General features: G+C 37.5%; 22 protein-coding genes. 10 read left to right on the forward strand and 12 right to left on the reverse strand.

Annotated features, from left to right (window positions below):
• Positions 1–72: 72 nt before the first annotated feature.
• The 6 genes from C1634_RS08325 to C1634_RS08350 form a co-directional block, all read right to left on the reverse strand.
• Positions 73–957 (reverse strand): alpha/beta fold hydrolase, encoded by an 885-nt coding sequence (locus tag C1634_RS08325; RefSeq protein WP_103232406.1) that lies wholly within the window; start codon positions 955–957, stop codon positions 73–75.
• A gap of 109 nt (positions 958–1,066) precedes the next feature.
• A complete protein-coding gene (locus C1634_RS08330) occupies positions 1,067–1,417 on the reverse strand; it encodes a 4Fe-4S dicluster domain-containing protein (RefSeq protein ID WP_103232405.1) in 351 nt (116 codons plus the stop codon).
• Positions 1,418–1,561: 144 nt separating this feature from the next.
• Positions 1,562–1,885: a 2Fe-2S iron-sulfur cluster-binding protein gene (locus C1634_RS08335; RefSeq protein WP_103232404.1), complete on the reverse strand. Its 324-nt coding sequence runs from the start codon at positions 1,883–1,885 to the stop codon at positions 1,562–1,564.
• A 94-nt stretch (positions 1,886–1,979) separates the two neighbouring features.
• Positions 1,980–2,537, reverse strand: coding sequence for an NADPH-dependent FMN reductase (locus tag C1634_RS08340; RefSeq protein WP_103232403.1), 558 nt, complete (start codon positions 2,535–2,537; stop codon positions 1,980–1,982).
• A gap of 4 nt (positions 2,538–2,541) precedes the next feature.
• Complete coding sequence (locus tag C1634_RS08345; RefSeq protein WP_103232402.1) at positions 2,542–3,042, reverse strand: DUF2480 family protein; 501 nt, start codon at positions 3,040–3,042, stop codon at positions 2,542–2,544.
• Between the two features lie 23 nt (positions 3,043–3,065).
• Positions 3,066–3,692, reverse strand: a complete 627-nt coding sequence (locus tag C1634_RS08350) for a superoxide dismutase (protein WP_109738218.1) — start codon at positions 3,690–3,692, stop codon at positions 3,066–3,068.
• 192 nt (positions 3,693–3,884) lie between these two features.
• On the opposite strand from C1634_RS08350, the gene C1634_RS08355 reads away from it, so the two are divergent.
• A complete protein-coding gene (locus C1634_RS08355; RefSeq protein WP_103232979.1) occupies positions 3,885–4,505 on the forward strand; it encodes a helix-turn-helix transcriptional regulator in 621 nt (206 codons plus the stop codon).
• A 31-nt stretch (positions 4,506–4,536) separates the two neighbouring features.
• Positions 4,537–5,184, forward strand: a complete 648-nt coding sequence (gene hxpB, locus C1634_RS08360) for a hexitol phosphatase HxpB (protein WP_109738219.1) — start codon at positions 4,537–4,539, stop codon at positions 5,182–5,184.
• Between the two features lie 130 nt (positions 5,185–5,314).
• On the opposite strand, the gene C1634_RS08365 is transcribed toward hxpB, so the two are convergent.
• The gene (locus C1634_RS08365; protein WP_103232981.1) at positions 5,315–5,941 is read right to left on the reverse strand and encodes an RNA polymerase sigma factor; all 627 of its coding nucleotides are present in this window, start codon (positions 5,939–5,941) and stop codon (positions 5,315–5,317) included.
• 242 nt (positions 5,942–6,183) lie between these two features.
• Here C1634_RS08365 and C1634_RS08370 point away from each other — a divergent pair, with 242 nt between their 5' ends.
• From C1634_RS08370 to C1634_RS08405, 8 genes are all read left to right on the forward strand, one after another.
• Positions 6,184–7,140, forward strand: coding sequence for a FecR family protein (locus C1634_RS08370; RefSeq protein ID WP_228410023.1), 957 nt, complete (start codon positions 6,184–6,186; stop codon positions 7,138–7,140).
• A 50-nt stretch (positions 7,141–7,190) separates the two neighbouring features.
• Positions 7,191–10,481: a TonB-dependent receptor gene (locus C1634_RS08375; RefSeq protein WP_109738220.1), complete on the forward strand. Its 3,291-nt coding sequence runs from the start codon at positions 7,191–7,193 to the stop codon at positions 10,479–10,481.
• A 311-nt stretch (positions 10,482–10,792) separates the two neighbouring features.
• On the forward strand, positions 10,793–12,085 hold the full coding sequence (locus C1634_RS08380) for a hypothetical protein (RefSeq protein ID WP_103232991.1): 1,293 nt from the start codon (positions 10,793–10,795) through the stop codon (positions 12,083–12,085).
• A gap of 76 nt (positions 12,086–12,161) precedes the next feature.
• A complete protein-coding gene (locus C1634_RS08385; protein WP_103232984.1) occupies positions 12,162–13,085 on the forward strand; it encodes a T9SS-dependent choice-of-anchor J family protein in 924 nt (307 codons plus the stop codon).
• A 181-nt stretch (positions 13,086–13,266) separates the two neighbouring features.
• Entirely contained in the window at positions 13,267–14,010 is a 744-nt protein-coding gene (locus tag C1634_RS08390; RefSeq protein WP_228410025.1) for a hypothetical protein, read from the forward strand.
• 6 nt (positions 14,011–14,016) lie between these two features.
• Positions 14,017–15,354: a S41 family peptidase gene (locus C1634_RS08395; RefSeq protein ID WP_109738221.1), complete on the forward strand. Its 1,338-nt coding sequence runs from the start codon at positions 14,017–14,019 to the stop codon at positions 15,352–15,354.
• A gap of 159 nt (positions 15,355–15,513) precedes the next feature.
• Positions 15,514–15,783 (forward strand): hypothetical protein, encoded by a 270-nt coding sequence (locus tag C1634_RS08400; protein ID WP_103232987.1) that lies wholly within the window; start codon positions 15,514–15,516, stop codon positions 15,781–15,783.
• A 178-nt stretch (positions 15,784–15,961) separates the two neighbouring features.
• Positions 15,962–16,585: a sterol desaturase family protein gene (locus tag C1634_RS08405; RefSeq protein WP_228410027.1), complete on the forward strand. Its 624-nt coding sequence runs from the start codon at positions 15,962–15,964 to the stop codon at positions 16,583–16,585.
• Between the two features lie 1,183 nt (positions 16,586–17,768).
• Here C1634_RS08405 and C1634_RS08410 read toward each other — a convergent pair.
• The 5 genes from C1634_RS08410 to C1634_RS08430 all read right to left on the reverse strand — a co-directional run bounded on the left by C1634_RS08410 (position 17,769) and on the right by C1634_RS08430 (position 23,486).
• The gene (locus tag C1634_RS08410; protein WP_103232989.1) at positions 17,769–18,803 is read right to left on the reverse strand and encodes a phytase; all 1,035 of its coding nucleotides are present in this window, start codon (positions 18,801–18,803) and stop codon (positions 17,769–17,771) included.
• Between the two features lie 7 nt (positions 18,804–18,810).
• Positions 18,811–21,621: a TonB-dependent receptor gene (locus C1634_RS08415; RefSeq protein ID WP_109738222.1), complete on the reverse strand. Its 2,811-nt coding sequence runs from the start codon at positions 21,619–21,621 to the stop codon at positions 18,811–18,813.
• Between the two features lie 133 nt (positions 21,622–21,754).
• Positions 21,755–22,138 carry a hypothetical protein gene (locus C1634_RS08420; RefSeq protein WP_109738223.1) on the reverse strand — a complete coding sequence of 128 codons (384 nt, stop codon included), beginning with the start codon at positions 22,136–22,138 and terminating at the stop codon, positions 21,755–21,757.
• Between the two features lie 64 nt (positions 22,139–22,202).
• Positions 22,203–22,736 (reverse strand): Crp/Fnr family transcriptional regulator, encoded by a 534-nt coding sequence (locus tag C1634_RS08425; RefSeq protein ID WP_109738224.1) that lies wholly within the window; start codon positions 22,734–22,736, stop codon positions 22,203–22,205.
• Between the two features lie 36 nt (positions 22,737–22,772).
• Positions 22,773–23,486, reverse strand: coding sequence for a hypothetical protein (locus tag C1634_RS08430; RefSeq protein ID WP_103235421.1), 714 nt, complete (start codon positions 23,484–23,486; stop codon positions 22,773–22,775).
• Between the last annotated feature and the right edge of the window lie 69 nt (positions 23,487–23,555).

Raw genomic sequence — 23,555 nt, forward strand, 5'->3', positions numbered from 1 at the left:
TGAAATTAAATATAAAGATAGAAGTTTTTTAAGAATTTGTGGACTCCATATAGTTTATTATCTGTTCTGTCATTAAAATTCCCGATCCCGGTCTTTGATCGTTCTGAATTTTGTTTTAAAAAATGTGTCCGCTTTTGCATTAAACTCATCAGCATACACGACTAAAGTGCTGTGTCCGGAATTGGGTAAGATCCATAAATTAGCTTTAGGAATATTTCTGAAAATTTCCAGGGTATGTTCCGGCTTTATGACATCATAATCTCCTCCGATAATGAGAACAGGAACTTTAATGCTGTGCAAAGACTTAAAATCTATATTGGGTTGTTCACTCAGTAGTCTTTTGTATTTGAGAACAGTATAATCAAGATCTGTTTTGTCTTTCTTTTGGACAAATTGTTCTTTAAATTGTAAATAATTGGCACTTACTCTTTTAAATATATCAGCCTGTACTGCACTAGAATCCGGCCTTAAATTAGCTCCTGTAACAATAAGCTTTTTTACCTTTTCCGGATGTCTCATACTTAACAAAAGCCCATTAATACCACCATCACTCCAGCCGATAACAAAGGCAGAATCTATTTTCATTTTCTGAAGCAACTCAGCATAATCATCAGACATCATTTCATAAGTAAGAGCATCTCCTTTATCAATTGACTTTCCGTGAGCTCTGCTGTCAGCGACAATGACTTTATATTTCTTTGAAAAATAGGGAATCTGTTTAGAGAAGTCTACAATAGAACCTCCGTTTCCGTGAATGAGAAGTAACGGCTGTCCCTGGCCATAGGTTTCACAATACATTTTGATTCCATTGACATCATAATATTTACCGGTTTTAGAATTATTACCATAATGGGAACTGTTTAAAAGCTGAATGTATTCTTTTTTGAGCTTCTGAACATCACTCTGAGCCAAGAAAAAAGCAGGTAACAAAGCGAGAAAAAATAATATCGGTTTCATAATTTATAGCATTATATTTAAATTTTTGATGACATTTTGCTTTCCCGATGAGTAGAAAATTGGGAGTTCTTGTTACAATAATGAATCAGAGTACGCTGTTTTATAAACTTTAAGCACTATGCATAAATTTTTGCCGGTCCAATAACACTTCGTCTGTTTCCCGATGGTCAGGATCATCCACACAACAATCTACAGGGCATACCGCTTTACATTGTGGTTCATCATGGAAACCTTTACATTCCGTACATTTCCCGGATACGATATAATAAACTTCATCCGATACAGCAGGATGATAATCATCGGCATCACCTTCAGTACCATCAGGAAATGTGATAGGTCCTGAAAGTTTTGTTTTGTCTTTCCAGCGCCAGTCGATAGCGCCTTCGTAAATGGCTGAGTTGGGGCATTCAGGTTCGCAGGCTCCACAGTTGATACAGGCATCTGTAATTTTTATAGCCATATTGTTTGAATTTAAAAGGTTTAAAAAAGGGATTTCTTCAACGTTTCACGATTCGGAAATCCCCGCTAAACTTAATTACAGCAGTTCAATACTGTTCTTTGAAAATAAGCAGCATAAAGCGTGCTAATTTTTATATTTAAAGGATTAATCTGCAGCGATTTCTACCGACAGTCCATCCATCTGAGCTGTAAGGTGAATCTGGCAGGCTAATCTGCTTGTTGTTTTGGTCGTAAATAATTCTGATAATAAAGCTTCTTCCATATCATTTTTTTCAGGCAAAGGAATCGTTTCACTCAGAACAAAGCAATGACAGGTTGCACACATAGCCATACCTCCACACATGGCTTCCATGGGTAATTCATAGGCTTTGCAGATATCTTTAAGGCTGAGTCCCATTTCTAAAGGGCACAGTAAAGTATGTGTATTACCGTTTTGGTCAATAACGGTAATGGTAATTTCATTTTCCATAATCCTTAGTCGATAGTGGTCATTTACAGAATAAGATCCCTGAAAGGCTGGCACCAATGATCAGGATATCTGTTTCTATCATGTTATAAATGGTTTATAGTCGTTTTTCTATTTTTTTAGAGGTTGCAATGCTGATAAGTTTATCAAATTTACCGGAATAGAACTCCGAAATTTCAGTGGAGTTGTCAGGGGTAAATAATGATGATCTGACAACAGGAACACTGAATGGTAGCGGCCAGGCACGCAATGACTTGGCGATAGAATCCATGGCATTGATCCCCTGCATCGCCTGAAGACCATCTGCCCAGCATACCAGCCCCACAGTTTTATCTGTGAGATAAGGCTCGTACCAACTTGCTGTGACTTCAAGCCAGTCCAGGCAGTTTTTCATCACCCCCGGAATACTTCCATGGTAGAGTGGGGCCAGCCAAATATGTAAGTCAGCCTCTGTAAATAGTTGAGCCATCCGTTCTACTGCCAAAGGAGTTTTGGGAAGAGTGACATCAAACAGCGGAATGCCGGAATCAGCAAGCGTAAAAATATTAGTTTGAATTCCCAGCTTTTTCAGATGTTCTGAAAAATAATCCGAAATCAGTCCGGAAGTAGATTGAGTTCTTCTTTCCAGTGATCCGTTGAATATGATTGCTTTCATTTTTTTATTGTTTAAAAATTACTTTGGGTAATCCTATCTCACCATACATCAATGTTTTTACAAGAGGTTTCAGAAGTCCTGCAGCCCACAAGTAAAGGGAGGGATCATGAGCTGTACTCGCACGGACAACTACCTTCTGATTTTTATAATGTTTCAGGTCCGCATAGATGAGACGGCGTTTCCAAAGGTCAAGAAGAACCGTTTCTGCGTTGTTTAAATCTACATAAGAAGCATAAGGAGACAATTTTTCCATGAGCAGCATATACGCCCAAGGCGGGATGATGGCATCCGTAGAACAGATGATTCCTACTGCCTTTTCGTTATATACAGAAAAATCTACCGCAGCAATGGATTCTTTAAACTCTTTCTCCTTGACAATCATTCCCATGAAAAGATGGTCTTTGATATCCAGTTCTACAATTTCCGTTGTCGGTTTGTAATCTGAAAGATCAAGGGCAATAATACCTGAAGCTTTTGCTTTATTGATAAATGTTTCCTGATTCATAGCTGGTTTACAATCAGTGTTAATTATCTTACTTTTGACAAAGCCTCTTCATATTTTTTCTCAACAGACGACCAATCTAATACAGACCAGAAAGAATCCAGATAGTCTGCCCGTTTATTCTGATAGTTCAGATAATAAGCATGTTCCCACACATCTATTCCAAGAATCGGGAAGCCCCTGTTCATCGAAAGAACATCCATCATCGGATTATCCTGATTAGGGGTAGAACTGATGGCCAATGATCCGTTGAATTTTACAGATAACCATACCCACCCGGAACCGAACTGTGACAAACCTGTTTTTTTCATTTCTGCCTTAAAGTTCTCAAGGCTTCCAAAAGTTGCTGTTACAGCGTCATTAAGCTTACCTTCAGGATGTAACTTGGGTTGAGGAGAAAGAATTTCCCAAAATAAAGAGTGGTTGTAGTGACCGCCTCCATTATTTCTTATAGCAGGGCTGTATTCACTTATTCTTTGCAGTAATGAATCAAGATCTGGATTGACTTCGTTGGTTTGTGCCAACGCTGCATTCAGATTATCAACATAAGCCTGATGATGGCGTTGGTGGTGAATAGTCATTGTCTCTTTATCTATAAAAGGTTCCAAAGCATCATAAGCATAAGGTAGCTGTGGTAATGTAAATGGGTTCATTGTATTTATTTTTGATTAACGTATGACAAAGGTAAAAATATATTTTAATAAAACAACTTTTAAGTTGTTTTATTGGTTCTAAGATTTATCCTGATAATGCATTGTAAATGTTTGTGTTAGTCTTGTTTTTTTAAGATTATAGAAAATGACTATATTTGTTGTTGGAAAATAAAACAACTTAAATATTGTCAAATGAAGAAGCCGGCTGTAGATCGTATTCTTATGTTTTTAAAGATGAGAGGTGAGGCTACTTCGCTTCTTATTGCTAAAGAATTGTCGATTACCAAAGAGGGGGCAAGAAAGCATTTACTGAATCTTGCTCAGGAAGGGTTGATAGAGTCTTTGGTGAAAAGTGAAGGGGTGGGCCGCCCCTCTACATACTATATCCTTACAGAAAAAGGATTAGCTCAGTTTCCTGATACTCATGCAGATGTAACAGTTCAGATTCTGAGATCAGTAAAAAATCTTTTAGGCGAAAATGCTTTGGAGCTGTTGATCAGTGACAGGGAGAAGAACACCCACGAGCGATATGAAAAAGTACTTTCCAAAGCAAAATCTTTAGAACAGCGTCTTGATTCTCTTGCTAAGGTCCGAAGTGAAGAAGGCTATATGGCAGAATGGAAAAAAGAAGGGAAAGATTATTTTCTGATTGAAAATCATTGTCCTATATGTGCTGCTGCAACAGAATGTCAGGGTTTCTGCCGGGCAGAATTATCCAATTTCCAGTCTTTGATAGGAAAGGATTATAAGGTTGAAAGAATAGATCATATTATTTCCGGAGGGCAGCGCTGTGTTTATAAAATCAGCCAGTAATATATAACTCATAAAATTTATCATTCAAAAGATGGCTTTAAAAGCAGTGATATTCGATATGGACGGAGTGCTGATAGATTCAGAAAAATTCTGGACTCAGGCAGAACTTGATGTATTTTCATCGTATGGTGTGCAGGTCACAGAAGATCTTACTGCGCAAACCAAATACATGACCACTCAGGAAGTGACAGAATTCTGGTATGAAAGATTTCCCTGGGATAATCTGGATGTCTCCGATCTGGAAAATAAAGTGGTTACAAGAGTGATTGAGATGATCCAGACCCAAGACTGTATAATATCCGGTGTGGAGGAGTTTATCAGACATCTGAAGAGTAAAGATTATAAAATAGGACTTGCAACCAATGCTCCTTTGCGGGTGGCTCATGTTGTTCTTGAAAAACTTCAGGTTCGTGAGCTTTTCGACACCATTCATTCGTCTGAATTTGAGATCCAGGGAAAACCTCATCCTGCTGTTTATCTTACTTCTGCAAAAAATCTGGGCATTTCTCCTGAACATTGTATTGCCATTGAAGACAGCCATTCTGGATTAAAAGCGGCAAAAGGAGCAGGAATGCAGACCATTATTTTTACCAATAATGATGAAAGCATAGATTCGGACCTTGCCGATTTTAAAATCCTAAGCTTTACTACACCTTTACTGCCGATGTTTAATGAATAGTCAATCCGCTTCGCAGTGAATTTTGATATATATTGTAAAAATTGACTGCGTAGTAAATTAAGCATTGACACAACTCCGCATCTCATACCCAAAAACCTGTACTTCGAATCTCGCACTACGCATCCCAAATTCAATACCTCGTCAATACCTCCATCAGCAAAAGAATAGAGACCAGTTTTTTAGACGACTGGTACTCTGGATTCAGCTTTTCGCGGATTTCTCCCAAAGCTTTGCTTAGTTTATTGCTCACCGTCTTATTGCTTATTCCCAAAGCTTCTGCTGTTTCGTTGACAGACATATTTTTCCGGATCCTCATATCATATACCTGTCTTTCTGTTGAAGGGAGCTGGGCAACCACTTCGTCAATCATGGACAATAAAGCAGAGATTTCATTTTCCTCAAGAATTTCAAAATAATCCGTATCCGCCATTTCAATTTCACTGGGGATGTCAAACTCATCAATACTCAGGGTGGGAGGGGCTTTTTTATAACTGTTATAAAAATCAATGATGCGGTAATGAAGATGGCGCAGGAGATAGCCTTTTGCACTTTCAGCATCATCCGTTTGTATAGCATCCGTATTCTCAAGAATCTTTATCCATAAGTTCTGTAGGATTTCTTCAGCAATTTCTTTATCCCGGGTCCGTACAAAAACAAAGCGATATAGACTATCCCAGTATCGGTCATACAGCAGCATAAATGCAGGGCGGTCGCCTGATTTTATTTTCTTTAATAATGTATAGTCTGTTGGGCTCATATTCTTGTCACAAAATTACCTAAAGGAAAATTAACTTTTTGTGAACTTTGGGTGTGTTAAGATTAAATATTTCTGAAAAACGAGGGGTAAATGGGATGTTAATGTTGAGTAAATGTGAAAAACGATGAAAATTATTAACAATTTGGTTGTAATATGAATATAATATTAATAACGCCTTAGGGAAGTTTTTCATTTTCAAAGTCTTATAGATAGAAGTATCAGTGAATACGATGAAAGACTCTATGAAAAAACGTTTAACATATAGAAATATTGAAGCCTTTGTTTTCAGACTTTGGGAACGGGAAGTTTCAGAAAATACAATTTCTGAAAAGGAAAATGAACTTTTAGAAAAATGGAAGGCCTATGCAGAAAAAGATCTGGATGCTGTTCATAAGAAAGAATCCAAAGAAAGGGTATTGTCCGGTCTGGAATACTATTTCCCTCAAACGGATATTATTTCTATACGATCTGTAAAAAGTTTTAAAAGAAATCTCTATAAAATTGCAGCGGTTATTATTTTGCTTTTATCATTGGGAGGAATATTTACCTACACGATGTTCGTTAAGCCTGATGTTTATCTTGCAAAATCAGGAAACCGTATTGTTCATCTTGAAGACGGATCTGTAGTGACTCTTTTGCCGGGTGCTGAACTGACTGTCGCAAAATCATTTCCCGCTTCCACCAGAATTGTGGATTTAAAAGGAGATGCTATTTTCTCCGTAGCCAAATCAAAGGTACATCCTTTCATCGTTCGTGCGGATGGTTTCAGTACAAAAGTATTGGGAACGGTATTTAAAATTTCACAGTCCGGGAATAAAAAAGCAGTTGACCTTTATGAAGGGAAAGTGGCTGTATCTTCTCCGGGGGTTCCGGTTTCTTTCCTTACCCCCAATCAGAAGTGGACAAATTTTGGGATTGCCCATACAACAGCGATTATTGCCCTAAAACCTGTGAAAAACTCTCCAAACAAAGTTTCTGCAATATTGTCTTTAAGCTTTAATGATGTTCCCTTAAAAGAAGTCGTGGCTGTTCTGGAAAGCAGTTATAACACGAAAGTATTGTATCCTAAAGAATCTGAAGATAAGAAGATTACTGCAGATTTTACCGGAGGAACAGTGGGTGAAAATATTGAATCACTGGCCTTTATCCTGGGACTGGAGGTACAGAAAAAAGAAAATACCTATATCCTGAAGAAATAAATCATTACTAAAAAAATTATATAATCATAATCAAGAGAACACTATTAAGTATGAAAAGTTTGAAATGTGGGATTACCATAGCAGCCTTATTTTTTACTGTAGCCGCAGAGGCTCAGGAGCTGGTTCAGAAAGTAACATTTTTCGTCCCTGCCAACAGACCATTGATTGAAGTTTTGGAAGAATTTGCCGGAAAAACAGGAATGAGACTGGCTTACTCCAAGTTGGATATTAAAGAGCTGAAGGTAAAAGGAGTAAAATGTGAAAATACGTCTGTCAACAGCTGCCTGAAGGATATTACCAACGGTCTTCCTGTTGTATACCGTCTGCATGGTGATCTTATTTCGATCAAATATGAAAGTTCCAACATCGCTGTACCGGGAAACGGACGTATTTCCGGGAAAATAGTAGATGAGGTGGGAAATCCAATTACCGGAGCAGAAGTTACTATTGCTCAGAAAACCGTCGTAACGGATAATAATGGAGATTTTACAGTAGATCTTTCCTCAGGAACTTATAATCTGACCATAAAAGCTCCCAAGTACAATACACTGAGGGTTGAAAAACTATCTGTCACCAACAAAGAAACCAACTCCGTTTCATTTGCTCTGAACAAAGCTTCCGATAAAACGACTAATATCAAAGAAGTGGTCATTACAGCAGCTCGCAAAGCAGATACACAGGCAGGGCTCCTGGCTCAGCAGAAAAAGGCAGCACAGATGAGTGACGGTATTTCAGCGGAGCAGATTTCTAAAACACCGGATAGCGATGTGGGAGGAACATTGAAAAGAGTAACAGGGATCACCACTATTGATAACAAATATGTAGTAGTACGGTCTATGGGAGAACGATGGAATACCGCAGCCATGGACGGAATCAACCTGCCGAGTACGGAAGCCTATAATCAGAACTTCTCATTTGATATCATTCCTACGGCAATGGTAGAAAGTGTAGTGGTGAGTAAATCGGCAACACCTGATATGAATGCCAGCTTTGCAGGAGGCTATGTAGAAGTAAGAACCAAAGATATTCCCAATGAAAATTTTACAACCGTAACGATGGGAACTTCTTATAACGACCAGTCAGCATTCAAAGAATTTCTGACCCGTAAGCGTGGAAAGTATGATTATTTCGGATATGACGATGGGACAAGAGATTTTCCCAGAGGACTTGAACCTGTAAACTGGACAGATCCAAAGTTTTTTGAACAGTCAAAGCAATTTACCAATGACAATTTCAGCACCTATAAAACCAGAGGTGATATGGGGTCTAATATACAACTGGCATTGGGAAGAACTTACGCGCTAAAAAACAATAATAAGTGGGGATTTGCCGGAGCATTTGTCATCAGAAATGAACAAAATAAACTGGATATAGACCATACAGGAAGAGGAAACTGGCTGGATACCACAGGAATGCCTGATGCAAACGGACAAATTCCGTTTTATAACTTTAAAAACAGCGGAGCTTCTTATAACTACAATTCTACGCTGGCAGGGATGTTGAATTTCGGTTGGCAGTTTGGGAAAAACAGGATTTCATTCCGTAATTCCTATACCCATATTTTTGATAATACCCTGACAAGAGTAACAGGATGGAATGAATATTCAACCGGGAGCGGAATGGCAGCCAATGCAGAATTAGCCTATAATTATTTTTATAACGGAATCATTCCCAATAATGATCCGGCTCAGATCAAAACCTTAGATAAACCTTATACAGATAATACCAACTATCCGATTTTTCAGACCCTTTTACAAAATAAACTGGAGGGGAATCATAAAATAGGAAACACAGAGATCAGCTGGTTTGCAGCCCGCACAGGAGTTTCTTCCGATACCAAAGATTATACCCAGTATATTACCCGCTATGACTTTATCGGAAATGAGATTTTAAACTTTCATAAGATCTACAATTCCGGAGCAGATTTTTACAGAGGATATATTGAAAACAGAGAAACAGATTACAACTACGGAGCTTCTGTAAAATGGGACATGGATGCCGGAAGTTTTAAAAACACGATTAAAACCGGATATGCCGGAGCTATAAAAAGCAATACCAACCAGCAGCAGAAGTTTTTCCTTCGTGTTGATGAAAACCGGAACGTTCCCAATGACGAGAAGAATCATTTGACGATGTATGGTTCACTTGCAGATTGGTTTAATGGCTCCCATTATGTTCCGGGTGGTATTGGTTGGGAAACCAAGGCATTGTATAAAAATGATAAGTATGAAGGAGAAGTCAATCAGCATGCTGTGTATGTCATGTTTGACAATCGTTGGAAGAATAAATTGAGATTGGTCTGGGGGCTGCGTGCAGAATATTTTAAATACGATATGATTTCCCAGCAGCTGGATCCCTCAGATTCCAAGCATATCCTGAGGACAGCGATTGAAGATAAACCCTGGCAGTTTATGCCTTCCGTGAATTTTACGTACAGCCCGACTAATAAAATCAATTTGAGGCTTGCCTATAATAAATCCGTAATCCGTCCGCAGTTTAACGAAAGAACAGGATTGCCCTATTTTGATCCTATTGCCAATGGGTTGATTTATAATACGGAAATGAGTTCTTCAGTCATTAATAATTATGATTTCAAATTTGAATGGTTTCCGGGACTGGGAGAAATATTCTCTGCAGGATTGTACTACAAAAATTTAGACAGACCTATTGAACGGGAAGGCCATATTTCCAGTGAAGGAAATCTATCTCTGTATAATGGGAATTCAAAAAATGCAAAGCTGTTGGGAGTTGAGGCAGAAGTAAGAAAAAATCTTGGTTTTATTGCTGACGGAACTTTTCTGGAAAAACTTTTCATAAGCGGAAACTTTACTTATAACCATACGAAAGTAGTTGCCTTTAAAGACTTGTACAAAACAGGTGATAATGATGAAACTTATGAAGTGAAACGTCCGCTTTACGGACAGACACCCTATGCTTACAATCTTGGATTGATCTATGATGGAGACCGCTTAGGACTGAGTTTTTTGTATAACGCGAAAGGAGATCAGTACATCACAGTAGGATATGCCTATAAAGGGGAAGAAATCCAACGTCCCTATGCAGTGGCAGATGCTCAGATCTCTTATAAATTTCTGCGTAATAAAAACTTTGAAGTGAAATTGAATATAAGAAACCTCTTCAATAGAGTAAAGGAATATTATAACAATTTCAATTCTTATCTGGCTGCAAAAGATGGAGGAGGAAGTAATGTAGGAACAGAAAGAGAAGCATGGGAACTTCTTCCCGGAGCAACGGACAAATATGACAAAAATATTGATAAGATTATGTTTCGGGCTTACAGTGGAAGAATGCTCAGCCTGAGCGTGAATTATACTTTTTAAAAATAAGACACCAAACAACACCATATAAAAAGAGCTCTTAAGATAGCAGCGTACAGGTTTCGGAACCTGATCAGAGACTGAAAAATTACTGATGATGCGCACAGCAGTACCAGTTTAGAAAAAACCGAACGTTAATCGCTTTTCCCAGGCATTAGCGGCTTTCATGGGAACTCCCGCAATGCAGTTCCTCCTGCAGCGATGGGATGAACACCAAAAAACAAATCGAAGGAATAGAGAGGAAGATATTCCTGAATATTAAAAAACTGATCTGGTATAAAAAATACGACCGGATTTTACTAAAAATTATAACAATGAAAAGACTAACTCTAATTGCAGTGGCAGCATTATCTCTTACAGCTTGTCAACACGATCAACTGGCAGATTCATCATCTCCATTCGATATGAAATCTACTTCTGCTGAATACCTTACAGCTTCGGCTCTTCCGGTAACCAGCGTTAGTGGTGCTATTACTACAAATACTACATGGAGTGGTGTAGTTGAATTAGATGGAGTTGTAACTGTAAAAGATGGAGCTACATTAACAATCCAGCCGGGTACATTCATTAAAGCTAAGCCAAACACTAGCAATACAGCTACAGGAGTTTTGGTCATTGCTAAGACAGGAAAAATAAACGCAGCAGGTACAGAAGCACAACCTATCATTTTCACAAGCTACAAATTGTTAGACGGAAATGAAGATACTACTGCTGCTCCTGGTGATTTCGGAGGAGTTATCATGCTAGGAGATGCTCCTACAAACACTCCATTCACAAAAACGATTGAAGGTTTATCTGGTCCTGATTTCTATTACGGAGGTACAAATGCTTCTCATGACGGTGGAACATTGAAATATGTGCGTATTGAGTTTGCAGGATACGATCTTTTAGCTCCAAATTCAGGAAACGAAATCAATGGTCTTACTTTAGGAGGAGTAGGAAACGCTACTACTTTAGATCATATTCAGGTATCTTTCGGGAAAGATGACTCTTTCGAATTCTTCGGAGGTACTGTAAACGCTTCAAACCTTGTTTCTTTTGCAGCGGATGATGATAACTTCGACTTTGACAACGGATATACAGGAACTATTACGTGTGCTCTTGCTTTGGCAGATTACAATTCTACACACAGTCTTAGCGGATCTAGCCCGGATTCTAACGGTATCGAGCTTGATAACAACGCAGACGGTTCTTCTACATCATTGTTGACTCACCCTGTTATCAACAACCTTACGATTATCGGTTCTAAGAACTCTTCTAAAGGGGCTTTGTATGAAAACGGTATCCACATCAGAAGACACGGAAGATTAACATTAAATAACGCTGTAGTTACAGGATACCCTGTGGGAATCAAAGTAGAAGGAACAGGTTCTGAACTTTCTTCAGCTTCAGCTTACAACACTATTCAGATCCACGGATTTACAACTTCAGTTACAGGAACAGGAACAGCAGGAATCCCTGCAGCGAACCTATTGACTGGAACTCCAGCATCTCTATGGGGTATGAGCCAGCCTTTCTTCAACGAAGGTGGTTGGAATGTATCTCCAAGAAACTGTGGAAACTTCCAGGGACTTTGGACAAAATATAATTTCTCCATTGTAGAATAATAAAAAACTTTAAAAAGCAGGGAACAGCATATGCTGATTCCTTGCTTTTACTTCAAAAATCTTAATAATCAGCATTATGAAAAAAATAATTTTATCATCTGTTCTGTTTTTATCTCACCTGGCTGCAGCGCAGTCTCTGGTATGGGGAAATTCTTTTGATACTCCTGCTGACCTTCAGGGATGGACGTTCCATGATTTGAACAGCAACGGTAACGGATGGGTACAAGGACAAAACATCTACCACAACGGAACAACTATGATTTATGGGACTACCGGTGTTCTTCGCCACTCTATCAGTTTGGTTCCAACGGGAAGTGCTACAGGATTTATTACAGAAAATGACTGGATTATTTCTCCTCAGATAGATCTTACCAACACTGCAGGAACCGTTACTTTGGCCGCAAATATCGGGAGACAGAGATCTACTCATACTATTGTTGCCAGAGAACTTTTTATCTATGTAAGCACACCACAGAAGGAAGTTCCTACATTATCGGACTTCCAGGCAATGACGGTAGATGGGAGTGGAAATGATGTTCCAAGTCTTTATAAAATACAGGTAGGAGACTCAGCCAATCCATTTCCGGCAGATCTTACGGAATTTGTACAAGCCCTTGTAGACCTTTCTGCTTTTGCAGGGAAGAAAATCTATATCGGAATGTGGTCAAACAGAAAAACAAGCGGAAATAATGTTCAGAATATCAATATTGATGAAATAGGAATCTACGCTACAGCATTTTTGGGAACTAAGGATGTAAAAGGAAACAAAATTATAACGCAAATAGCAGAAAATCCGGTAAAAGAATCTTTACAGCTGCAGCTTAACCCGGCGTTGAAAGAAAATACAACCGTGGTTACTATTTACAATGCAGCAGGACAAAAAGTATTGACCACTCAGTATTCAAAAGCGATTCATATAGCAGGTTTAACATCAGGAGCTTATATAGCGGAAATTACAGATGGAAAGACGACTGAAAGACTGAAGTTTATTAAAAAATAATTATTCTATCCCCTTAGAATCTGATTTTAGAAACACCAAGAAATTTTAAATATACAATAATGGGTAGTATTTGAAAAAGACTATCCAGAACATATCCAACTAGTTTTTTTATAATTATATATTGCCCGGCTTATGGGCTGGGCAATATTTTTAAGTTTTACAATGAAATAATTGAAGAAAGATGAATAAAATCTTTGCATTACTACTATTTTTTACCGTACTATTCTCATGTACAGACAGCAATACAATGGAGTTGTATGATAGAGTACAGAAGCCCGGAGAGGTTAATATCAAAGGATTTTCCAAACCTGATGTATTGCAGCTGAGGTTCAACGGAACCCCTGTATCCATCGATGGAAAAATGTCCTATACCAATAAAATAGAAACACAGCTTCAGTTTGTTCTGGATCAGGGAGAAACCAACAAACTGTCTATCTATAACAATGAAACAGGAACCGAAATTGCAAAATACAATATTACCTATGACAATATAAATGATTACAAAAACCTGTACTTTTTTAATCTTCCGGGAATTTATTTACAGACCTATGCTGTAAAACCTAAGGTCAATCTTGGGAAAGTAGGTTTTGAATTTATTTTTCCCAATCTGGGCGAATTTTCAGGGACTTCTCTGAAAAATGTGAAAGGAATTTTGAAAAGAGAAAATGGAGTAGTGCTGGCAGAATTTGACAATATTGGGAAAGACAATTTTACGGCAGTGAAAATCTATAATTTTTTCAGTTCAACAGCACCTATCTATCTGGAATTGTACAAACCGGGAACTTCAGAGCCTTATGCGGGATCTAAAATGATTCAGGTGAAAATAAAACAACATACCGGTGCCAATATGATAGTCCTTCAGGAAAAAATGGAAAATGGAGAATGGGTGGTAAAAGGAGATATAGATGTAGCAGAATATCTGTAATTGCGTATGAAAAACTTTTTAAAACTTAAATTGATTATTGCTGTCTTTCTCATTTCATGCACGAATAATGATGAAAGCGCACCTGTTTTCCCCGAAGGAAGTACAGAATCTGTGAATCTCTGGGTTCAGGACAGTATGAGACGATACTATTATTGGGCAGATCAGATGCCTGCTAAACCTGACTATCGTCTTTCTACCAAAGATTTTTTTAAAAGCCTGCTGTCTTCTCAGGATCGGTTTTCTTTTATGGTCAATACTGAAGATTCTTCCACCTATCCGCGGTCTATAAGGAATATGTATGGTTTTGATTACACTATTATTCAGCTTCCGAATAATGAGGTAGTTACTGTTGTAAAACTGGTCCTTCAGAATTCTCCAGCTTTCAATGCAGGGTTGGAAAGAGGAATGATCATTACCAAAATCAATGGGAAAACAATTACCGCATCTAATGCTGAAGCAATGGCTTCTTCCATTAAAGATCAAACTGTAATAGACCTTACCGTAGGAAAATGGCAAAACGGAGCTATTGCTGATCAAAAGAATATTACGGTTTACTATGGATTCTCTTTTGAACAACCTATTTTATCAAAAATTTTTGATAAAAACGGTAAAAAAGTAGGATACCTGTATATCTACGATTTTCCTGATGGAATGACACAGGTATTGAATCAGAAGTTTGCAGAATTTAAGGCGGCCGGAGTACAACAGCTGATTCTTGATCTCCGATACAATTATGGAGGGTCGGTATCGTCTGCAGCAGCGCTCTGTTCAATGATTCCTTCAGGGTTGTCATCCGGTTCACCATTCATCATTTTTAAAGGAAATAAAAATGGCGGCGAAGTAAAAAGATCATTTGCAGAACAGATTGCTTATGATCCCAAAGCACTTGATTTTGCCACCTTACGTGCCAACGCATTGGGATTACAGAAAGTATTTATCCTTACCTCCAACAGTACAGCATCCGCAGCAGAAATTGTTGTCAACAACCTGAAACCTTATATGCAGGTGATTCAGATCGGAGATACTACGCTGGGGAAAGATATGGCCGGATTTGTAGTGGAAGACAAACGTAAGCCGAGAAAAATTTCCTGGCAGATTCATCCGGTCATTTATAAAGTATTTAATGCCAATGGAGCCGGAGAATACAATAATGGAATTTCCCCGCAGGTCATCGTCAATGAATATGCCGGGCTGCCATTATTACCTTTGGGTGATCCTAATGAAACCCTTATTTATTCAGCTCTTAACGGAGGTTACTTCAAATCTTCAGATCAGGGAAAGATGAATGGGAATGTTAAGATTTTATACCAGAGTGATGTACCTTCGGCAGTGTTGGGGAAATAGTATTAAGAGGAAAAGCACAGGTGTAAAAAGGTGAGTTTGCTCATTATCTCAACACAATTACAGTAATAATAAATAAAAAAGATAGAGAATAGTAAAAGTAAAATTTATAAAGCCTTTTTACTCTTTACTTATTCAGGAACTCAATAAAATCATAAAATCATGCAGGGAATAGAACCAAAACTTCACATGAACCTGACCAGCCGAGTTGAATATTACCGTCTGCTGATAGAAGCTGCAGAAGACCCTGAAAGCCAGCCTTCCGATGTCATTACACAGATTTCGGAACTGGGTCATCTGTATGAAGAATATCTTCTTAATAAAAAGAACCTGGAAAACAGCATCAAAAATTACCGTGAATATCATAATGATTTAAGGAAAAAACTGACGTCAAGACTTCGTGAACTGAGAAGAAAAGCAAGACAGAAATAGCCTCTGAAATCTGCTTTATCCGCTGATTGTATTACGAAATTCTTACCTTTATAGCATCAAGTTGAAGGACGACGCATTTATGGATTTTCATGAGACAGTACTTTCCGGTTATTTACATTTGTTTTGGCAGTTTTCCTGGCCACAGTGGGTGATATTCAGTCTTATCATAAATGCTTTTATGTATCTTTTTTCCATTGGCTTATATGTATTCATCGAAAAAACCTGTCATAAAAGTCAATTACAGGAGAAAAATCACCCTGTTACAAAATCCGACTTTTATCTCAGCCTGCTTACCATTGGATGTAATAGCTTTGTGATGCTGCTTGGGGCTTTCTTATGGAAAAACGGATGGATTGTACTTGGGCAGAATCAATCTATGTTTGACATATTAGCCGAAGTCTTTGCCCTGCTTCTTTTAATGGATCTTCTGATGTATTTCTTTCATTTTGCAGCACATTTACCCTTTATCTACAAAATTCTGCATGGAAAACATCACGAGCATGTAAGCACCAATCTTCTAAGTCTTTTTGTTTTGCATCCTTTCGAAACCATAGGATTTGGATTGATGATGCTGGCTTTGCTCATCGGTTACGATTTCTCTGTGGTTTCTATTTCAATATATCTTTTGCTGAACCTGATCTGGGGAACTATAGGACATCTGAACAGAGAGTTTTTTCCAGCTTCGTTTGATCGTTTTTTTGTGGGAACAACAAGGTTTCACAACCAACACCATTTGGATGAAAGTAAAAATTTCGGATTTTATACCTCTATCTGGGATAGGTTATTTGGGACGTATAAATAGGAGGGATGTTGGAGGCTGGAAGAGGGAAGCTGTTACAGTCTTTATTAAAATAGAACTTTTAAGTAAGGCGATTTTTAAGCGCAAAGTTTTAAAAAAAAATGTTTGCTTTTGAGACAGCAAAGAGTTGCAGCAAAGCTGCTTAAAAAGCTTATGGATAAACCTTCTGCTTCATCAGTTGATTGAAAATCAACTCTTTCTTAGCTTCCTTAAAATATTACTCAATTTAAAATAAACTTTGCGTTGAATAATTTATAAGATTATAAACTATTAAGAAGAATGAAAAAATGAAGAGCATTAAGACGAGCTTTCATTTGATGGATTGGTTTATTTTTGCTCGCAGATCAATGAGATTACGCAGATTTTTTTTAGATCTGCTTCATCTGCAAAATCAGCGAGATATAAAATTTAAAAATAAAACTGTAGCCTCTGCTTCATCCGTTGATTGCAAATCAACTCTTCTTAGTTTCCTTACAATATTACTCAATTTTAAATAAACTTTGCGTTGAATAACTTTAAGGTTATAAACCCTTAAGAAGAATGAAAAAATGAAGAGCATTAAGATGAGCTTTCCTTTGATGGATTGGTTTATTTTTGCTCGCAGATCAATGAGATTACGCAGATTTTTTTTAGATCTGCTTCATCTGCAAAATCAGCGAGATATAAAATTTAAAAATAAAACTGTGGCCTCTGCTTCCTCCGTTGATTGCAAATCAACTCTGTCTTAGCTTCCTTAAAATATTACTCAATTTTAGATAAACTTTGCGTTGAATAACTTTAAGATTATGAACCCTTAAGAAGAATGAAAAAATAAAGAGCATTAAGATGAGCTTTACTTTGATGGATTGGTTTATTTTTGCTCGCAGATCAATGAGATTACGCAGATTTTTTTTAGATCTGCTTCATCTGCAAAATCAGCGAGATATAAAATTTAAAAATAAAACTGTGGCCTCTGCTTCCTCCGTTGATTAAAAATCAACTCTTCTTAGCTTCCTTAAAATAGTACTCAATCTTAAATCAACTTTGCGTTGAATAACTTTAAGGTTATGAACCATTAAGAAGAAAAATAAAGAGTATTAAGATGAACTAGATTCATGAGATTGCTTCACCTATGGTTCGCAATGACAAGACAGTTCAACTTAATACTCTTAAAACCTTATCACCCTTAATGGTTTAAAGACTATTTTTATTTACTGGTTTTCACCGCTGATTTTATTGGTTTCTCAACAATTCTCCAGTCATAAAAGTGAAATACCCTGCCATTACTCATAGCAACAAAAACTCCTTTAGGAAATTTTGGACCTAAATTAACATTCGTCACTTCAGAACCATCACTTTCCAGTGTAGAAACAGGGATTTCTGCAATTCTTCCTTTAGACTGATCTTGTCTTAGATAGACATTGAATGTATCATTCTGCTGATTCGAAACCAGAATATATCCTTTTCCTTTAGAAGTAGGGTAGATCGAAATTCCTTCTACGTCAGATTTAAAATCTCCTTTCCCGAAAACTGATAATTCCTCATTACCTTTCGCAGGATCTGCGTAATATTTGTGAACTCCGAACTGCTCATCAGAATAATAGATGTAACCCATTTCATCATCTACAGCAATGCTTTCAATCTCTTTCAGGCCGCTGTATTTTCCGAATTTACGCACAACTTCTCCTGTGATGGAACCGTTTTTTTCAGAAAGCTTATACTGCCAGAGATAACCGTCAGTTGGACCGGATTTTCTTCCCACAATAACAAATATATCTCCTGTTTCAGGATTTTTATACATGGAAACTCCCATTGGGCCACGTTCTGACTCTCCGTTAAATACAGAAATCTCTCCGATTTCTTTCAGCTCAGGAAGCGTATATAATTTTACTTTATTGGTTTCTCTTTCAGTGACTGCTGCGATATCTGTTTTTTTACCGTTGATCATAAAACCATATTCGATATCAACGTTATTAGGACGTTTCAATCCTAAAGCCTTATTGATGATTTTTCCGTTAAGGTCAAAGGCATACAGCCCTCCATCAGTATCTTTATCTGTTCCGATGATGATACTTTTTGAAGCATCCTGAGGATTGATCCAAATGGCAGGATCATCGGTATCATGAGCGACAGTTTCCGTAATAACGGTAGGTTTTAATTTTTCTGTTAAATCTTTCTGCCCAGTACAGTTAATCACAAAAGGAAGAACTGAAAGAGCCAATATATAATGTATGTTTTTCATGCGTATTTTAAAAATCAAATTTCACCCCCATTGTAAACCTTGGTCTGTAATATTCGGCTTGGGCGGTTCTGCTCTGGATTCCCTGGTAATATCTTAACGGCTGATTGGTCAGATTATTGGCTTCTGCGAAAACTCTAAGCTGGCTTGTAATCTTGTAAGAAGCATTGGCATCAAGGAAAAACTGCTTATCGTAATAACGGTCATCAAATGCCTTGCCGCCGAGTTCGTCAATATAATGAGAAGCATAATTCATAGAAATTCTTGCCGAAAAACGTTTGTTTTCCCATGAAAGAGACCCGTTGAACATATGAGGAGCAGCTCCCGGAAGACCTGCATCTGTCCTTTCAACACCATCTTCATTGGTAATTCCTTTTGCTTTAGATTTGGTGTAGGTATAGTTTACATAGACTCCAAGTCCTTTCCAGAAAGCTCCCGGAATAAAATCAAGCTGTCTTTGCAAAGCGACTTCAAAACCATAAATATCTACATTGTCACCATTACGCTGCTGGGTAAATTTCCAGTTGCTTTCTCCGGCAGGAATAGGATTGGTTTGTCCTGCAAAGTCATTCGCAAAATCGTTTGCTGTATAATTTCTTTTGGAATAGGTGTAAATAAAGTCATTCAGGTTTTTATAAAAAATTCCTCCTGAAAGAATTCCCACAGACTTAAAATACTTTTCTGCCATGAAATCAAAATTATAAGCATAGGTTGCCTTTAAGTTTGGGTTTCCGGCGGCAACGATCTCATCCTCCGAAATAACGTTAAGGTAAGGAACCAGTGAGTAGTAGTTCGGGCGGGCAATTGCCGTAGTAAAAGCTGCACGAAGCACAAGATCTTGTACCGGAACATATTTGAAGGAAATATTCGGAAGTACATTTGTATACGTATTGGTATTATTGATTTGCCCTACCAGATCCTTTTCATTCATCACATAGTTTCCGGTGTAATCAATCTGTGTGGTTTCAATACGTGCTCCGACAATCATGGATAGTTTATCATTAAAATCCTGATCCCAACGAATATATCCCGCATATATATGTTCCTTTGCACTGTAGTTGCTTGAAAGATATTTTTCAGGTTTCAGGGTACCCTTGAACAAATTTGGATTAAATAAATCCAGCCCTCCAAGGAAAGCAGGATCAACAAAAGTCCCTGGGACATAATTTCCTGGTTGAAAGTTCTGACCATCCAGAGATACTGTTGGGACAGACAAAAGGCTTCCCATAGTGTTGATTGGTGTGAACGCATAGAAATCATTATCTCTTTCCTTTTTCTTCAAACGCATACGCAAACCGGTACGAAGACGTCCTTTCTGACCATCAATCACGGAAAACGGAAAACGAACATTCACTTTTGCTCCCAATTCTTTTTCCTGCGTAAAACTGTTGGCATCTGAAAGATCACTTAACTTATAGCTGCCTAAATTATCCGCAGCAAGGAGATTGAACATTGGTTTTTCAGGATTGCTAAGGTCAGGAGAGAAATTCATCTTGCTGTTTTCAAACTCTATATAACGCTGATGAGGTTTGTCCTCACTTGCTGTTGCATAATTTATTGACCAGTCGAGATCCACTTTGGAACCTAATAAATGCTCTCCTCTTAAAGCATAATTCTGAACTTTTTGTTTTTCCAGACGCGTGTTGTCATTATCTGCGTTACCCCCTTTATTTTGTCTTGTGATACTTCCTTTCCAGTCTGTAATCTCTGTTTCGTCAGCATTGTAAACCGGTTTTATTTTATATCCTAATGCAAACCTGTTTTCTTTATCGTTTCTGAAATTATACATTGCAGAAGCATAGATCTTGTTTTTGGAATTGAATTCATAATCCAGATTAAGATCAAAACTGTGTCTGATACGGTGTTCATTATAATAACGAACTCCCATTTTACTTACATACACTGTTTGTGCAATATCGTTAGCCTGGCTCCACACAGGTTCTATATTATCCGAACCAAAATTGTTGTTATTATAAGAAAAACTGAATACAGCACCCAGTTTTTTATCTAAAAATCGGTTTCCATATACAAATCCTGCGGTATAATTTCCTTTTTCACGGATCGGGTTGTATCCGCCGGCAATGGTTGCAGAAATTCTTTGTCCGTTCGGGGAAGCTCTGGTAATCAGGTTTACAGAACCTCCGATGGCATCAGCATCCATATCAGGAGTGAGCGTTTTGTTGACTTCTATGGTAGAGATCATGTCAGAAGGGATCAGGTCCATCTGTACATTACGATTGTCTCCTTCGGCAGACGGAATTCTGTCACCGTTTAAGGTAACTGAATTAAGATTGGGGGCAAGCCCTCTGATGATAAGGTTTCTGGCCTCACCCTGGTCGTTCTGTATGGTAATTCCCGGAACACGCTTCAAAGCATCCCCGATATTGGCATCAGGAAAACGCCCGATCTGATCTGAAGAAATTACATTGGTAATATTGGCATTATTTTTTTGCTTGTTTAAAGCTCTTGCCTGATTCTTTAACGTAGCTCCGGAGACTACAACTTCTGCAATAGATGTTTCTTTTTTGTCGAAAACGATATTTTGCCGCGTGTTTTTTTCAGGTTCGACAGTGATGTTATATTCATGAACGCCATAACCGAGATAATCAATTTTCATGGTATAGCTTCCTGGAGGAACATTCAGGAAAACAAAGTTTCCGTGTTCATCTGAGGTCGTATAAATATTTCCCGGACTTAAGGATATTTTGGCTCCCGGCAGGGCTATTTTCGAGTCGTCATTAATGTTTCCGGACAAAGAACCGGTTTGTGCATAGAAAAAAATAGAGGCACAAAATAAAACAGAGGTAAAAATTTTCTTCACTTTTCCTTTTTTAGATAAAAATCACAACGAAATTAAACATCTGTTTGGGGAAGGAGTTGAAGATAAAATTAAGGTTTTCTTAAGAATTGTTAATATAGAAACTGCGTGTTGAAAGATAATAGAGATTTGTTGTCTAGATTTCAGAACCAAGATTTTTTTCAGTATGATTTCCTTCCACCAGTAAAGTCAGTTCATCACATCGTATAATTTTATCATCCTGTATGGTAAATTCTGCCAATACTTTATGTAAAACTTTATTTCCATTTTTTAGTGTAGATTTTGCTATGTGATTGGTAAATATGACATTACCATTTTCAGCATGGCTGATGATCTCCATCTTTTGTTCAGCTACTTTTTCTTTAAGCTTTTTGATGTGAAGAACAAATTCTTCATAATTCAGCTGATTATGGTCTACAAGCTGAATGTAGTCTTTTGAAAAATATTTTTCAATTAATAATTCATCAAATACAGGGTTTTCTAATACCTCTTTGAATACTTGTTGGATAAAATGTTTCATAATTTTTATTTGAAACAAAATTACCACAGGGATGGATGATCAGACGATAACAATTGTAAAGAAATTATCTACGGTTCCGGATTCTGCTCAGTGAGACACTGGTAATTCCAAGATAGGAAGCGATATAGTGTTGTGGGAAGCGCAGCAGAAGCTCTGGTCTGTTTTTTAAAAGCTGTTCATATCTTTTCTGTGGAGAATCTTTAATAAAGGAGATCAGCCGTTGGTTAATTTCACTGAAACGTTTGTAAAAAAGAGGGTGAAAAGTTTGCTGAAATTCCTGATTTTCCATGAGTTTGTGAAAAGTGTCAGCATGAAGTTCATATACAGTAGCAGGTTCCAATGTTTCAATAACAAATTCACTGGGCGTACCATTCAGGAAGCTGTCAAACGAAGATACAGCCTGATTTTTTGTGATAAATTCCAAAGTAAGTTCTTTGCCATCCTGATAGAAAAACGCTCTTAAGGCTCCGCTTTTTACAAAGAACATCCTATCTGAAACTTTTCCTTCATCAAGAAGTATCGTTTTTGCAGGATATGTAACTTCGGTTAATAAATGAAGCTCTGTTTTTAAAAAAGAATGAATATCTGGAATGTGCATATCTGGTCTGGATTAAGGTAAAGTGGCCTGATAATTTTAAATAAACCCTCGTGCATAATAAAGCTGAACAGCAAAGAAAAGTACGGTAAAAAACCACACGACATAAGGATGGTAACTGAAATTATTCTTCAAAATGTAGTGCAACGCTTTGAAAAGTTTAAAGATACCAACAATTCCAACAATCATAAAAACCAGAAAGACCAGAAAAAACAGATAGTCTCTTGTTCCATATTCACTCACCTTACCAAGACGATCCAGATAAGCTTCTACATTCAAAGTTTGTCCCAAAAACATGGCTGAACTGATTAGTATAAAAAATGGAGTAGAGGTATATACAGTGGTATAAATGAAAGAAAACAACAGCGTTCTGAAAGTAACGGTATTTATTTTTTCTTTTTTATACCATAATAAAGCAACACTGAATAGTACTGCGGTAACATTATTCATCAGGAATATAAACAGTGCCTTTTCCACCATACTTAGTCCCTTAATCTTTGAAATAATGTTGTGTTCACCACCATAATCCATTAAAAGAACGGAGATAATGACAGAGGTATACACGGAAAGCTTGATAGGAGAGAGGTAATCCTGAAAACGTTCCGTTTCTTCTTTTTCCATCTCGTGTACAGAAAGATCATAGCAGCGGCGGGGATCCTGAAACAATTTGAAAACGGTTACCGGAACCAATAATATTTCAATAATAATCTGCAGACACAGCTTCTCAAAGCTATCAATCAACTTTTCAAACATACACAGGAGGATTAAGGGAACATCTATGCAATTTAAATAAATTTTGAATTATATATCAAAAATAAAATA

This window comes from Chryseobacterium viscerum, assembly GCF_002899945.2.
Taxonomy (GTDB): Bacteria; Bacteroidota; Bacteroidia; order Flavobacteriales; family Weeksellaceae; genus Chryseobacterium; species Chryseobacterium viscerum.